Annotated in this window: 18 protein-coding genes; 9 read left to right on the forward strand and 9 right to left on the reverse strand. The window is 32.3% G+C overall.

Features of this window, described 5'->3' with window-relative positions; translation table 11 throughout:
- Positions 1-709 precede the first annotated feature (709 nt).
- Together METIG_RS00515 and METIG_RS00520 are read right to left on the reverse strand one after the other, a co-directional pair.
- Positions 710-1,924 carry an NAD(P)-binding protein gene (locus tag METIG_RS00515; RefSeq protein WP_048055461.1) on the reverse strand — a complete coding sequence of 405 codons (1,215 nt, stop codon included), beginning with the start codon at positions 1,922-1,924 and terminating at the stop codon, positions 710-712.
- 436 nt (positions 1,925-2,360) lie between these two features.
- Positions 2,361-3,368, reverse strand: a complete 1,008-nt coding sequence (locus METIG_RS00520; RefSeq protein ID WP_048055462.1) for a DUF1786 domain-containing protein — start codon at positions 3,366-3,368, stop codon at positions 2,361-2,363.
- 181 nt (positions 3,369-3,549) lie between these two features.
- Here METIG_RS00520 and METIG_RS00525 point away from each other — a divergent pair, with 181 nt between their 5' ends.
- From METIG_RS00525 to METIG_RS00535, 3 genes are all read left to right on the forward strand, one after another.
- Positions 3,550-4,122 (forward strand): zinc protease, encoded by a 573-nt coding sequence (locus tag METIG_RS00525; protein ID WP_013798275.1) that lies wholly within the window; start codon positions 3,550-3,552, stop codon positions 4,120-4,122.
- A gap of 198 nt (positions 4,123-4,320) precedes the next feature.
- Positions 4,321-4,875: a phosphatase PAP2 family protein gene (locus METIG_RS00530; protein WP_013798276.1), complete on the forward strand. Its 555-nt coding sequence runs from the start codon at positions 4,321-4,323 to the stop codon at positions 4,873-4,875.
- 20 nt (positions 4,876-4,895) lie between these two features.
- Positions 4,896-6,224 carry a prephenate dehydrogenase gene (locus METIG_RS00535; RefSeq protein ID WP_013798277.1) on the forward strand — a complete coding sequence of 443 codons (1,329 nt, stop codon included), beginning with the start codon at positions 4,896-4,898 and terminating at the stop codon, positions 6,222-6,224.
- A 119-nt stretch (positions 6,225-6,343) separates the two neighbouring features.
- Here the strand turns inward: METIG_RS00535 and METIG_RS00540 are convergent, their stop codons facing one another.
- On the reverse strand, positions 6,344-6,553 hold the full coding sequence (locus tag METIG_RS00540; RefSeq protein ID WP_013798278.1) for an ATP-binding protein: 210 nt from the start codon (positions 6,551-6,553) through the stop codon (positions 6,344-6,346).
- 143 nt (positions 6,554-6,696) lie between these two features.
- Here METIG_RS00540 and METIG_RS00545 point away from each other — a divergent pair, with 143 nt between their 5' ends.
- Positions 6,697-7,119, forward strand: a complete 423-nt coding sequence (locus METIG_RS00545) for an AsnC family transcriptional regulator (protein ID WP_048055622.1) — start codon at positions 6,697-6,699, stop codon at positions 7,117-7,119.
- A gap of 66 nt (positions 7,120-7,185) precedes the next feature.
- Here the strand turns inward: METIG_RS00545 and METIG_RS00550 are convergent, their stop codons facing one another.
- The 4 genes from METIG_RS00550 to METIG_RS00565 form a co-directional block, all read right to left on the reverse strand.
- A complete protein-coding gene (locus METIG_RS00550; RefSeq protein ID WP_013798280.1) occupies positions 7,186-7,611 on the reverse strand; it encodes a ferritin-like domain-containing protein in 426 nt (141 codons plus the stop codon).
- A 132-nt stretch (positions 7,612-7,743) separates the two neighbouring features.
- Entirely contained in the window at positions 7,744-8,184 is a 441-nt protein-coding gene (locus METIG_RS00555) for a bacteriohemerythrin (protein ID WP_013798281.1), read from the reverse strand.
- A 216-nt stretch (positions 8,185-8,400) separates the two neighbouring features.
- Positions 8,401-9,624: an FprA family A-type flavoprotein gene (locus tag METIG_RS00560; RefSeq protein ID WP_013798282.1), complete on the reverse strand. Its 1,224-nt coding sequence runs from the start codon at positions 9,622-9,624 to the stop codon at positions 8,401-8,403.
- A 157-nt stretch (positions 9,625-9,781) separates the two neighbouring features.
- Positions 9,782-10,363, reverse strand: coding sequence for a V4R domain-containing protein (locus METIG_RS00565; protein WP_013798283.1), 582 nt, complete (start codon positions 10,361-10,363; stop codon positions 9,782-9,784).
- 140 nt (positions 10,364-10,503) lie between these two features.
- On the opposite strand from METIG_RS00565, the gene METIG_RS09670 reads away from it, so the two are divergent.
- Positions 10,504-10,629 carry a hypothetical protein gene (locus METIG_RS09670; protein WP_281033947.1) on the forward strand — a complete coding sequence of 42 codons (126 nt, stop codon included), beginning with the start codon at positions 10,504-10,506 and terminating at the stop codon, positions 10,627-10,629.
- Between the two features lie 5 nt (positions 10,630-10,634).
- Complete coding sequence (locus METIG_RS09485; RefSeq protein ID WP_172632598.1) at positions 10,635-10,811, forward strand: hypothetical protein; 177 nt, start codon at positions 10,635-10,637, stop codon at positions 10,809-10,811.
- Between the two features lie 119 nt (positions 10,812-10,930).
- On the opposite strand, the gene METIG_RS00570 is transcribed toward METIG_RS09485, so the two are convergent.
- Positions 10,931-11,302 (reverse strand): CBS domain-containing protein, encoded by a 372-nt coding sequence (locus METIG_RS00570; RefSeq protein WP_013798286.1) that lies wholly within the window; start codon positions 11,300-11,302, stop codon positions 10,931-10,933.
- 352 nt (positions 11,303-11,654) lie between these two features.
- Positions 11,655-11,897 carry a DUF4040 domain-containing protein gene (locus tag METIG_RS00575; RefSeq protein WP_013798287.1) on the reverse strand — a complete coding sequence of 81 codons (243 nt, stop codon included), beginning with the start codon at positions 11,895-11,897 and terminating at the stop codon, positions 11,655-11,657.
- An 88-nt stretch (positions 11,898-11,985) separates the two neighbouring features.
- On the opposite strand from METIG_RS00575, the gene trm14 reads away from it, so the two are divergent.
- From trm14 to METIG_RS00590, 3 genes are read left to right on the forward strand one after another with little or no spacing between them, the layout of a single operon-like run.
- Complete coding sequence (gene trm14 / locus METIG_RS00580; RefSeq protein WP_013798288.1) at positions 11,986-13,140, forward strand: tRNA (guanine(6)-N2)-methyltransferase; 1,155 nt, start codon at positions 11,986-11,988, stop codon at positions 13,138-13,140.
- 11 nt (positions 13,141-13,151) lie between these two features.
- Positions 13,152-13,961 carry a DUF63 family protein gene (locus METIG_RS00585; RefSeq protein ID WP_013798289.1) on the forward strand — a complete coding sequence of 270 codons (810 nt, stop codon included), beginning with the start codon at positions 13,152-13,154 and terminating at the stop codon, positions 13,959-13,961.
- 21 nt (positions 13,962-13,982) lie between these two features.
- Entirely contained in the window at positions 13,983-14,789 is an 807-nt protein-coding gene (locus METIG_RS00590) for a sulfite exporter TauE/SafE family protein (protein ID WP_013798290.1), read from the forward strand.
- Positions 14,790-14,885 lie beyond the last annotated feature (96 nt).

Genomic DNA, 14,885 nt, shown 5'->3' on the forward strand with positions numbered 1-14,885 from the left:
TAATGAGGCAAAAATAGAATACAAAAAGTGATAAAAATCGAATGGTGAATACCCATAGACGCCGTTAAGATAGTTATAACTTCGATAGATAAATACCTTACTGATAAAATCGAACAACCAAAACGTAGGGGACTTAAGGATTATGATTTAGTTTTGGAGTTAAGGTTGCTGGTTTATGTGGTTTTAAAAGGATTGTATTATACGAGAGAATTGGTGAGGTATTTAAAGAAGTATTATAAAAAACCAGATTATGAATAGATTCTGGACAAATGTAAAAGGTTTTAAGAAAAAATACGTTTAAGGATTGAAGACGTTAATAACTGCCCGTTCTGGTTATCCGCTACTTTTGAAACATACGAAACTGTCGTAGCGGATAACATTCCACCCTCCCATCTTCATTGGGTGGCTTTCGGGGGGAACGGAAACTCCCCACATCTTCAAGGCTCTCAACAGTCTCCATTCGGGCTTAAGACCCCACATATCGGAGACTGCATATCCACAAACAATTAATATTTTTCATGATATATAAAAATTACGCTACTCGAAAATACACAAACTTTGCGCTTGTTGCTATCTATGAAACAGCCCATTAGGAAGGCAGTCGAATATTCCTTATTCAATTTAGAAAGTTTTGTCACTGACTATACATTATGTTTTCAATACTAATTACTAATTAAATCTAAAAATTAATTTTATATTATTGGATTGCTTATTTTTTGGTTTTGTTCAACGAATTAATGTATTCAACAACCTTCATAACACCCATCGCAATGCCTTCAACCTCAATTCCACCTTTTCCTTTTGCTCCGTCTCCTACCAAATATAACTTATCATTTACAATATTATCCAAATCTGTTCCATTTGATGCATGATTTACTGGCCATTCATCCCTATAAGATTGGATATGCAATATCTCATAATCTTTGCCGTTAAATAACCTCTCAATATCCTCAAGGCCTAAATCAATCTCCTTTTTTACGTTGTTTGTTAGTTGTGTTTGGTGTGTCATAACTAAATGGTAACCCTCAGGAGCGAGAGATTTATCCACATTGGTTACTTGGTTTAAGCCATTAATCCTCTCGCACTCAGGAGTGAAAAGAACTCCATTATGCTTTATTAATCCCTCTTTTGTAGCAACGCATATCTTTATTCCTTTTGATGGTCTTGGCTCTTTTCCTTTTATTATCTTTACATTTGAGATTTTTTCTGTTAGTTTTGGAGATAGATTGCTAACAACAACATCAAACTCCTCGTTGAGTTCCTCTCCAATAACGTAGGCTTTATCATCTTCAATTTCAATGCTTTTCACTTCACACTCAACCTTTATAATACCATTATTATTTTTTATAGCCCTAACGAGTTCATCAATAACTCCCTTACAACCTCCAATTGGAATTCCAGGTCCTCCAAACTTATGGTAGTTTTTTGCTATCTCAATAATCTCTTCCATCGGTGTTTCGTAGGCAGTTAAACTCAATGCCCATCCAGTAAATGCATTTCCAACCTTTAACGCCAAATCTACACTTTCCAAAAACTCTCCAAAAGACATACTTTTATCAACATTACCTATTTTTAAATTTGCTGCCATTTTTAGAGCTTTTAATTTATCTTTCAAACCTACAAGGTTGAAAAGGTCTTTGTATGCATAATCTTTGCCATTCACCCTAAAAAGTCCATCTGGATTTGAATTTATTATTTTAACATTACATCCACATTCTCTCAACAATCTCGCCAAATATCCATCATTTCCATGTGGAATCATGTGTAAAGCTCCAGTAGTTAGTTGAAATCCTTTATATTCAATATTTGTAAATCTACCTCCAACAAAGGGCAATTTCTCAAAAATAACAACATCGTGGTTCTTTGATAATAAGGCAGCAGTTAAAAGTCCGCCTAAACCACCACCAACGATACCAATTCTCATATTATCCCTCATAAAGTCATAATGCTGTATTATTGTTTGAAACTGTTTAATTATACATGGACATTTATGAACATTTATGAGTAAAAGATTGTCAAGATAAACATTCTTCATTTCGCTCAGAACCCCTTTATAGATTTTAACACGTCATATAACCCAACACATCCAGTAATCATCTCATCGAAACTTTTAAAAAGTTTCATCAAAGGGATGCATTGCTTCGCTTCGCTCAGCAATGCCTCTTAGCTTCTATATGAAACCTTTAAAAGAAGCTTTAAAAAAGTTAAGCAAAACCTGTCGGTTTTGCAGCTCGAAGCTTCGCTTCGATTTCATCAAAAAGGATGCACTGCCTCGCTTCACTCGGCAGTGCCTCTTAATAAGGCACGAGTAAACCAATTTCTTTTCTATGTTAGATTTCTTTTAGGATGCTTCGTTTCGCTCAGAACCCCTTTATAGATTTTAACACGTCATATAACCCAACACATCCAGTAATCATCACATCTCCACCCGGATAGGCGTATTTTCCATAATCTTTAAACATCTCTCTATTTGGTCCAGCAATTAAAATTTCTTCGGGATTTATGCTGTCTAAAACCACGGCCCCATGGCCATTATCATTAAATATCTCTTCGTTTGTTAATGTTCCATTTGCCAATTTATCGACAATGTTTTTTAATTTTTTAGGGGTTAAAAGTCTTGTGTGATGCTCAAATAACCCCATAATTTTTCCATCTTTTATAGAAACTCCTAACGTATGACCATTACCAATATCCAAACCAATAAATTCATCAATGCCATTTTCCTTTGCATAGTTTAAAATTCCACATATAGAGGCGATCTTACTATCCATTACAAATCCTTTGTAGTTGTTCTCTTTTAATGTTTCTAAGATTGCATCAAACCTTGAAAAATAATCTGTTTTTTCTTCAAAGTAAAATTTATACGGGTCTTTTGTTTCTTTTAACTTATTTTCAAAATATTTGAACCTTGTAATTCTGTCACTCTGCCCCTTAACAAAACCATGGTCTTGGCACGCCACACACACAAAGTCAGGATTAAATTCCTTACCTATTGATGTGAATATATTTTTTAGCATGTCAAAATCCAAATCTCTAAAAATGACGTTTGGGTTCTCTATACTTTCTTTAATTATTATTCCCTTCTTTTTTACCTCTTCCAAATCATCCCTTATCGTTCTTGCTGCATTTTCTGATATCTCAACTTTAAACCCTTTTTTTATATGCTCACTTATTGCCTTATTTACGGGGCCCCCTCCCATTATAACTCCATCTATCTTTAAATCTTCATTCATTTTCTTTATCTTTTCTGCCAAAATTACTGTCGGAGATGGGAGAATTAGCTTTATGGAGTTCTCAATATTTTTGTTGGTGTCTATGTATAGAATATCTTGTGTCCCTTTTCCAATATCTATGCACAAAACTTCCATCTTATCACCCAAATGATTTATAGAAAAAATATATATGCTGTAAGGCATAAAATTAAAAGCACAAATCGACCCTATTTGAAATTTTTTACATGATTAATTATTCTTTCAAAAATTTTGTTATGGTTGAACAAGTGATAAAAATCCCACAAATGACTATAAACTAAATTAAGGAGAGGGTTTTATGAGTATGGATAATTTATTCAGGTTTAGTAAAAAGGAATTAATTGATTTGGTAGTATCTACTTTTGCAATTGCTATAATATTTGCATGGCCAAGAGGATTTTCATTTGATTTGTGGTTTTTTATCTTACTTATTATTTATTTATTTACTGTTGGAACTGGGTTTATATTGCACGAGTTGGCACATAGAACAGTTGCAAGGCATTTTGGGGCATGGAGTGAATTTAGAGCATGGTATGAAGGTTTGGCATTAGGACTTATATTAAAAATAATACTTGGTTTTACGTTTATTGCTCCTGGGGCAGTTTATATATATAAAGATTACCTCACAACCGAAGAAAATGGGATTATAGCATTAGCAGGGCCGTTAACAAACATTGCGTTAGCATTTTTATTTTTAATATTAAACATCCCAATAATTTCTGATATAGGATATTATGTCAATCTATTCCTTGCAGCATTTAACATGTTGCCTATTCCCCCATTTGATGGTTCAAAGGTTATACACTGGAATATTTTAGTTTGGGCAATTGTTGCAATCCCTCTGTTCTTATGGGCATTTGGACTTTTCTAAATGAAACTTAAAAAAATGTTTAGCAAAACCAAAATGATTTTCTCATAGGATACTGCAATCTATAGTTGTTGGCGTCATAAATCATTATCTTAAATTTTAATTTAAGGCCTGTTTAACGAATTCTATGTTTAAATTGAAGTAGGTTATTGTTTTTAATTGCAGAACGGCCTTACTAAATATTTAATTTTGCAGGGGTAGATGACCTTGGAAAAAAATACAAGATTCGTTAAATTCGCAGAGATTGTCTCAAAGGCATTTCCTTTTTTAGCCATAGCAGCCTTTCCGTGTATAATGTCGGATATTAAGGATTTGGTAACTTTAGCATTGATTCCAGCTATAATTTGGATTTTGTGGGCAAAAATTAGAAATCAAAAATGGGATATTCCAGATAGAAATGAAAGGATGATCCCACTAATTATAATGGCAATATATGGTCTTATATTAGTTATTATTGAACCAAGTTTCCTATCAAAATTTTATTTAACTAATATTTTATCTATATTAATAATAACCTCATTCTGGAAGATAAGCATACATTGTTATGGACTCTCAGCAATAATAACAGCTCTAATCAAGTCAAATCAAATTTGTGGAGATTTGCCATATATAATAATTTTTATCTATCTTGGGTTCCTCATATTTACGATGTGGTCACGTATATATTTGGAGAAACACACGCCCTTACAAGTTATTATGGGGACTTTATTGGGATTTGGGCAAAATTTGATATTTTTATATTTCTTTGCTAATTAAAAAGTGTTTGGAGGCATATTATGAAAAACTACAAAATTTCAATAATTGGAGGTACTGATGGTCTTGGAAAATGGTTTGCCAAATATTTAAGAAATAAGGGCTTTGATGTGACCGTTACAGGGAGGGATATAGCAAAGGGAAAAAGTGTTGAGAAAGAGTTAGGAGTCAAATTTACAAACAATAACATAGAGGCTGCAAAAGAAGGAGATATTGTTATCATAGCGGTTCCAATAAATGTTACTGAAAGAGTTATAAAAGAAGTTGCTCCGCACGTTAGAGAAGGTTGTTTGCTGATGGATATAACATCAATAAAAGAAATCCCCTCAAAGACAATGGAAGAGTATGCAAAAGAAGGGGTTACTGTTATTCCAACACACCCAATGTTTGGTCCTTCCACCCCATCCCTAATGAGGCAGGTTGTTATATTAACTCCTTCTGAAAAACACATGAAAAGTGAATGGTTTAGAAAGGTTAAAGATTTCCTTGAAAAGGAAGGAGCAAGGGTAATTATAATAAAACCAGAAGAACATGATAGAATTATGGGAGTTGTGCAAGGATTAACGCATTTTGCGTACATCTCATTGGGGGCAACATTAAAGGAATTAGGGGTTAATATAAAGGAATCAAGGAAATACGCGTCTCCAATTTACGAATTGATGATATATATAATTGGGAGGATTATTGGGCAGAATCCATACCTATATGCAGATATCCAAATGCATAACCCACAAATAAAGCATATTCATGAAACATTCATAAGTCAGTGTAATTTGATAAAAAGTATTGTAGAAAAGAAGGATAGAGAAGGATTTGTAAAATTAATGAAAGAAGCGGCAAAGCACTTTGGAAATGAGGCAAAAAGGGGGGTAAGTTATTCAGATAAGGCAGTATTTGCACTAACAAAGGAAATGGAAAAACTATCAAAAATGAAAGGAAAAGAAGTAGGGTTAAAGCATATTTACTCAGGAAATGTTCATTATGGTATTTTAAAGGATGTTGATGGAGACTACATAATAATTGAGAAAAATGGAAAAGAAATAAAGCTCAGCACATCAAATGTCATGGTTATGGAAGAGGAGGAATTAAAAAAATGGAAAAATGAAAATCTGCCAAAATACTACAGGGATATTTCTATATTGTTTAAGAAGGAGGTTAATGAAAATATCATCTTAGATTTGCTAAAAAACAAATTTGATATTGAAATTATAGACGTCTATGAGGGAGAAAAAATAGAAGAAGGGTTTAAAAGCATAACTTTCAGAATCTATGCGTTTGAAAATGTTGAGGAAAAAGAAAAAGAATTTTTAAAGATTATAGAAAATATTGGGGGAAGAAGGAGATTTAAATAAAATTTACTATTTTCGTTTTATTTTTACTGATATGAGACTTACAAAACAGTTGGTTAAGGTTCGACATTATCAAATAGTATAATTTAAAATCAATGACACCAACCACACGATCTGCTGTGTTATTTTTCATTCTTTTTTACTAAAACCTGTATGGCATTTGTAGGACATCTTCCAGCACAGAATTTACAGTTATGGCAATATTCAACAGAATAAGCGTAATACTTCCCATCTTCATCTTTTTTCCAAATTAATGGGCCTTTTGGGCATACATCATAGCATTTTCCACATCCGATACATTTTTCTCTATCTACGATAATTTCAACAGCCATGTTATCACTTTTTCTAATTGCTTTATTTAAAAATTTTAATAAAAAACTATATAATAAATTACGATTTATATTACTTTCTGGGCGAATATCAGATAATATAGCACTAAATTTAAACACAATTGTGCGAATTTGGGGGTGACATGTTGGATGCAAAGGACATGAAGATATTAGAGATCCTTATGAAAGATGGAAGGAAGCCATTTACAGAAATTGCGAAAGAGTTGAATACAAGTGAAAGTTCTATTAGAAAAAGGGTAAGAAAAATGGAAAAAGAAGGAATAATAAAAGGTTACATTGCAGTAATAGATCCATCAAAGATAGGATATAATGTTGTCGCTTTGACCGGATTTGATACTGACCCCCAGAATTTTTTAATGGTAGCAAAAAAATTGTGCGAATTTGAGGAAGTAAAGAAAGTATATACTTCAACAGGAGACCACATGATAATGGCCGAGATTTGGGCAAAAGATGGGCAAGAGCTGACAAATATAATATTTAACAAGATTGGAAAGATAGAGGGTATAAAAAAGGTATGTCCAGCGATTATTTTGGAGCAGTTAAAATAAAAATAAATTAATTAATAAAAAATTAATTTAGAAATAAATTAGAAATAAAAAATTATTTAAGAGAAATTATTTGAAGTATCTGTCTAATATCCCTTTTAACATTTTTGCATGTCTTGCTTCATCTCTTGAACTTTCATCAAAGAAGTCATGAGCTGGATCAATACCTAATTCTTTTGCTTTGGTTGCAGCAGCTTTTTTCTCTTTGTTTGCCATACATTCTCCTTTTAACATCATTTCAATGTTCTCTTTTAAATTCTCTGAGATAATTCCATTCATCTCAGCAAAGTGTGCAGCGTGTTCAGCCTCTTCCATTGCAATTCTCATTAAAACTTCAGCAACCTCTGGCAATCCTTCTCTTTGTGCCTGTCTTGCCATTGCTAAGTATAACCCAACTTCTTTACACTCCCCCTCAAAGTTTGCTTGGACTTCTTTTTCTAACTCTGTTCCTTTTGTTACTCCTATTTTGTGTTCATTTATTAACTCCAACTCCATATTCTCACCTAAAATCTTTTTATTGATTGTTTACATTTTAACTAATTTATGGTTAGAATATATATTATTAACGGTTCGAATTTCATTAAAAATTATACTAAATAATTCAAAATTTGGAATAATATTGGTTAATTAATCTATGATGATAGGGTCTTCATCAATAGTAATACCTTTCTCTTTAAACCACTCTCCATAATCCTTATCGGGCTTTCCAATGTGCATAGTTAACCATCCCACCAAGAAAGATAAGGCACTTCTAAAATCCTCCTCTGAACCTTTTTCAATCTCTGGAAGTAATTTCTCTATAACTGTTTTAACAAATATTTCATGTGTTTTTTTATGCCTTTCTAAATTTGGATATCCATACTTTTCCATAATTTCCTCTTCGTGTTTGAAATGTTTTGCAGCGTATTCTACAACTCTCTTTTTTAGAATATTTTTTGCTTCATCTTTATTTCCTTTTTCCAATAGGTTATAAATTTCATTTAATGTTTTTACTAAAAATTTATGTTCTTCATCAAATGCCCTAATACCTGTTTCTAAAGATTTATCCCACTTAATAATTTCTTTCATAGCCATCACCAAATTTAATTTATTATTAACTCAAATATGTACTTAACGGTGCGATTTTGAAACCTTAAAATATAAATGATGGTAAAAGTAGCGTAAAAATAAATTTAAATATATAAATATTATGGAATTAAAATATTCTAAAAATAAAAATAAAATAAATTATTACCATAAAATAATAATAAAAATGAAATAGAGATAAAAAATGAGAAAAAATAATTATTGTTCTTTTATTTTTGCAGCCAATCTTTTACCCATGTTGTAGCATTTCTCTAATTCATCCTCTGTTGGGACATAGTAGAGTTCATATTCATCCAAAACCTCAAATCCACATTCTTTAAGTTCTTCTGCAAGTTTTTTAACTGCTCCACCTTCGCCCCCCATTGAACCAAATACAAGAGCCAATCTCTTTCTACCTGTTCTGTTGAATCTCAACCCTCTAAGGTAGTATATTAAGTCCCCCATACTTGGGTATGGCTCATCGTATATTGTTGGAATTCCAAAGAGAACTGCCTTACTATCTAAGATATCCTTAACAATTTCACTTCTTTCATCTTCATGCAAGTAGTACATAACAACATCTACTCCCCCACTAATTAAACCTTCTGCAAATGCGTGTGCCATTTTTTGGGTTGAGTAGTGCATTGTGTCATAGACAATTGTAACTTTGTCTTTACATTTTCCTGTAGCCCAGTCTGCATAGGCATTTATAACTTTCATTGGATCTGTCCAGATTTGTCCATGTGAAGGAGCAATCATTTTTATCTTCTCAAGCAATCCAAGTTCTTTTACTTCTTCAAACTTTTTCAAGACCAATTTTGATAATGGTGTTATTAGGTTTGCATAGAACTTTTTAGTAGCATCCATTAAAACATACTCCGGAATTTCATGGTCAAATCTCTTTGTGAAGCAAAGGTGTTGCCCAAATGCATCGTTTGAGAATAAAATTCCTTCTTCTGCGTAGAATGTAAACATACTATCTGGCCAGTGTAATAACGGAGCTTCTAAGAATACTAATGTTTTTCCACCTAAATCTACCTTGTCTAATGATTTAACAACTTTAAATGGTGCATCTTTTAATGATGGGTAGTGTTTTTTAAGTCCCTCAACTGCAACCTCAGTACAGTATATTGGTGCTTCTGGGAATTTTTTGTGGATTTCTGGTAAAGCTCCACTGTGATCTTTTTCTACGTGGTTTTGAATAATTACATCAATCTTAAATTCCCTCCCCTCTTTTTCAAATGCGTCTTTTATCCTCCCCCACATTTGAGCGGAAGTTCCAGGGTATGTGTTATCTATTAAAGCAACTTTCTCTTCTCCGAACACAAGGTATGCATTGTAGGTTGTTCCTTTTAAGGTATAGCCGTGGTATTTTCTAATGTCCCAATCTAAGACCCCTACCCAATATACTCCATCTGCAATTTTTACAGCATCTGCTTTCATTAATTTCACCAACCATGTCTAATTATTCATTTTTTCAATATTTTATTGTTTAATATTTTGTACATTAGTATTGTTATTTTTTATAACTATATTATACTTGTGGTACGAAATTCGTTTTTATTATGTAATATTAGTTCAAGTATTCGGTGATGTAGTGTTAATCTTTTACAATTTCTATTTTGAAGTAACAGGCATCGTACCCTTGGCCCATACATTTTATTTCATCAACTACCACAGTTTTATTTAGTATGCATTCCAACGCTCCCGCAAGTAATCCAGCGTCAAAATAACAAATTGGTTCATTAACTTCCAAACTATCACACATTGCACATTCCCTTACTTTTAAAATAAATGGTTTCCTACTTTCAATCTCCAAAATTCCCAAATTGTTTTTTCTAAAAAATGTTTTTAACTCTCTAATGTTTTTTGGTTTTAAAAATTTTCCAAATTCGTATCCTATCTCATATAGTGTTATTTCTGAACCTCTTTCTTTAATTTTTTTTATTACTATATATGCCATAACCCTAAAAAGCTCTAATGGAATATATTCTTTAATTTTTCTGTCTGTATATTTTCTTTCGTCAAAAGTCATTTTTTCTTTATCAAATCCCTTTTTTAAATGCTCAACTACTTCATTGATCAATTCATCATCATCTGGTAAATCATCTGTCTCTTTATCTACCAGAATCTCTCTAAAAATCTCACTCATCTCCCTATTTAATTTCAGTTGGATATGCAATCTCCCACCTTTTAAATTATGTTAAGCCGTTTGAAACTGTTTAATTTTTCATTGACGAATGTGGACATTAATGTATTTTCGTTTTCGAAATTTTTATATAATGAGTTTATATACATGTAACTATAAGGATGATGCCTCTGATGAAGGTGGATACTGGAGACCTAAGGAGGCGGACTTTACTGAGTGTTAAATCTATGGGCGGAGCTGGAGTTCTCCCGGAGCGAAGCGACGGGAACTTAAAAACCGTTAGGTTTTTATGTCCGTGACAGGGATGGAGACCGATGATATGTTCCCGATGAACCCAGAGGGAACTGAGGCTGATGACATCCAAGTCCAACGTGGACATTTGTCTATGATTGTTCACGTTGGACAGACCCCTGTAAAATGTCATTCCAAACATCAATTCACAACTACAAATCTAATACTTTCATCAATAAAAATAACTTAAATATAAACTTAAATAAATTAAACTTAAATAAATAATAACTTATCTATACTTTTTTCGCATAAATTCTAAAAAAATAGACGAATTTCGAAAAAATTAAAAGAAAATTTAAAGAAGATTAATTACTTTTTATAAAATTTTAACAAATCAAAAACACTCAGCGTTCCAACAACTTCATCATTATTATTAACAACAGGATATGCAATGTCTTCATTTTTAATCATCTCTTCTATAATCTCTTCTGTTAATTCATCTTCTTCTTTTAAAACTTTTATTTCATCAATAAACAGCATTAAATCCTCAATTTTTGAATGTTTACATCCTGCAAGTAAATCAAGAGTCGTTATCCACCCCACAAGTTTTCCATCCTCCACAACTGGAGCATAGTTTTTTCTTTTTTTGTAGAGCATCTGCACAACCTCTCCTCCAATATCATTTGGAGAGAGTTCTATAAATTCCTTATTCATAACTTCTTTAATTTTCATTATTATCATCCCCTTTTAACCTCCTGCTTATCAATATACCCATTATTATTGCAAAAGGCACAAACAACGCTGCTAAAAAGTAAGGATCCTGGGTTACTATAGTCGTGTGCGAAATTGATACGGCAAAATCCCTTGGATTTTGCCATTAATCCATACGACAAAACCCAGGTTTTGCTATTAATTTTTAAACTTATTTATACATTAACGAATTTTGAATAGCAACAATTCTTCCTTTAAATTGATATAAGACGAGGGTGGTACATAATTAAAAAATTTAAATATAATGGGATAAAAATAAGATACAAAAAGTGATTATATAAACTATGCACTACCCTTATAATTATCAATTAATTTATTCAATTTATTCGTCAATTCTTTGAGTTCTTCTAACGGTAAAGGCGAAAAATGCGGGCAAGACAGCCCCTCCAAGGATTGCCTCTGTTAAAGCAACATCTGGAGCAAGAAGAACATAATACAAATAAGCAAGACCCAATCCACCTAATCCAGTGAAAACCACACACTTAATCAAATCTTTCTGCAATAACGCTGAAATATAGGAGAGAACTATTATGGCCATAATAACATAAGCAACAAAGTCCTCCATTTTTTCACCATTTTTAAATAATCTTTGAATTTAATTTAATGTGTCATCAGATTTATAAATTTTTTATGTTGTTTAAGGAGGTGTTAGTATTAAGTTCAAATATTACGCAACACTTCCACCAGGGCTTGAAAAAATCTCATCAGATGAAATCGAGGAGCTTGGTGGAAGAATTTTCAGGATAAAAGAGGGTAAGGGAAGAATATTTTTTGAAGGGGATTTTGAATTAATTCCTAAAGTTAATTATCTATCAAGAACAATAGAAAGGACTATAATTTTATTAAAACTTGAAGAGTTTGAGAATATAACTCTTGACGATATATATAAAAGTGTCTATGAGATTGATTGGACTGAATGGATAAGGGAAGAGCAGGCATTTGCAATAAGACCATTAAGGGCGGGAGAGCATGATTTTACATCCATAGATGTTGGTAGGGTTGCAGGACAGGCGGTTATAGATGCATACAAGAATGCAAAAGGTGTTAGGCTTAAGGTGAATTTAGACAATCCAGACGTCATTATTAGGGTTGATGTAATTTTTAATGAGCTAATTATTGGGATTGACACTACTGGAGATGAAGGGTTACATAGGAGAGGATATAGAGCATATAACCACCCAGCACATTTAAATGCATCGATTGCATCTGCATTGGTAAAACTCTCCAATTGGAAAGATGATGAGATTTTATTAGACCCTATGTGTGGGAGTGGAACAATTTTGGTAGAGGCGGCAATGATCAAAAGGAACATCCCCCCAGGGAAATTTAGGGACGATTTTGCATTTATAAAAATATTTGGTAGGGAAGCGTTAGATGAGATAAAAAGTCAAATTGTTGAAAATAAAAAAATGCTAAAACTTTATGGTGTTGAGAAATTTAAAAAGCACATAAGTGGGGCTGTAAAAAATGCAGAGAATGTTGGCGTTGTAGATACAATAAAATTTATCGAAGGAGATGCAACAGAACTGGAAAAAATTGATTATTTGAAGGATGGAGTAGATGTTGTTATCACAAATCCCCCTTATGGTATAAGAATTGGTGGTAAAAAGATGGTTAGAAATTTATACAACAACTTCTTAAATTCATTGAAAAAGATAACTCATGATGATTCAAGAATAATAATCATTACTGCAGAGGACAAAATTTTAAGAAATGCAGCGATAAACAACAACTACAAAATAAAAGAGGAATTTAGAGTTATGTATGGAGGGTTAGATACGGTTGTATTTGTCCTTAAGAATGAATAATGGAGGATAATATGCTATCTGCTATAAAAGAATTTATCTACGAATACTACATCAAACCAATGATAGAAGGAAGTGGATACAACCTCGTTCAGGAAATTACCTATGGTATTTTTCTCACATTTATGGTTTACATTTTCTATAAAGCATGTGTGAAATTAAGAGTTGCAATTGATGAAAAATTTGCCCAAACTACTGTTTTTTATGTTGTTCTAATTTCCCTAATGAGGGCATTGGTGGATGCAGGAGTTATAGAGAGAAGTTTTTTTACAATAACTCCGGGAATTGTCATTTTAATTGGAAGTTATTATATGGCTTCAATTTTGATATCAGGAGTCTTGTTGAGGGAGAGGTATTATAAGTTGGCAATTCCTTTTGCTTTGTTGCCTATAATTTACTTTTTGCCAGATTTTTTAAATAGAATTGTGCATTGGGAAGCATTATTGTATGTTTCTTTGATATTATTCCCAACATATATCCTTACAGTATTTATAATCAAAAAAACAAAAATTGAAAATAAGATTATCTCCTCAAAAATAGATAAATATGCTATATTTTCTCAATTAGTGGATGCTTCAGCAACGGCAGTAGGGATAGGAATTTATGGATATTGGGAACAGCACCCCATCCCAAGGTTTTTCATGGATATGTTTGGGGCATATGTGATGATACCTTTAAAATTGGCTGTTGTGTTAATTGCTTTATATTTAATAAATGAAGAAGTGGATAACAAAGACCTGAAAAATATCCTAAAAATAACCATAATGTGCTTAGGATTAGCCCCTGGATTAAGGAATCTGCTAAGAACTATAATGGGCGTGTAAAAAATTTGAAGTCGGGAAATTATGTTATTTTTAATTTTTATTTTGCTTGGTGTTGTTGTCGGAATATTATCTGGATTACTTGGAGTTGGTGGGGGATTTATAGTAGTTCCTGCCTTAATTTATGCATTTGATTATCTAAATATTTCAGAGGAATTTGCTGTGAAGATGGCGTTTGGCACGAGTTTGTTTGTTGTATTCATCACTTCCCTTGTTGGAGCATATAAGCACAGCAAACTCAAAAATGTCGATTGGAAATCAGCAGTAATAATGGGCATAATGGGGATGATTGGTTCCTACATTAGCGGAACTATTGTTGTTAACTATTTGAGTGGGGAATTATTGAGAACTATATTTGGAATCGTCCTAATTGCAATCTCAATAAATATGATAAACTATCCAAAAATTAAAGAGGTTGGGGATTTTGTAAGGCCCAATTTAATTTATCTCCTTATCAGCGGATTTTTAATTGGAATTTTTACAGGAATGGTTGGTTTAGGGGGAGGAGTTATGGCAATTCCAGTTATGGTTTTGTTTTTAAAGTTTCCAATAAAAAAAGCCATTGGAACATCCCTTGGAATGATAATCTTGACATCATTTGGGGGGCTAATACCCTATTTAAGTGCAGATCCTAACATTAATCTTTCCCAAAGTTTATATTGTGTGGGTTATGTATCTCTTCTTGTTGGGTTGTGTATTGCGATACCAAGTGCAACATTTTCTTCTTATGGTGTTAAACTATCAACGAAGTTAGATGTAAGAGTATTGAGGAGAATATTTGGGGTTATTTTATTTTTGGTAGGGCTTGATTTGATTCTTAACATTAACTAACGATAAAAATTTATACCACTTTGTATATAGTCGTCTGCGAAATTGCTTAAGAATTATTATAATTGTGCAAAATTTTACTAAATTCTGAATAAAAAA

The organism is Methanotorris igneus Kol 5 (assembly GCF_000214415.1).
GTDB lineage: Archaea > AGJL01 > Methanococci > Methanococcales > Methanococcaceae > Methanotorris > Methanotorris igneus.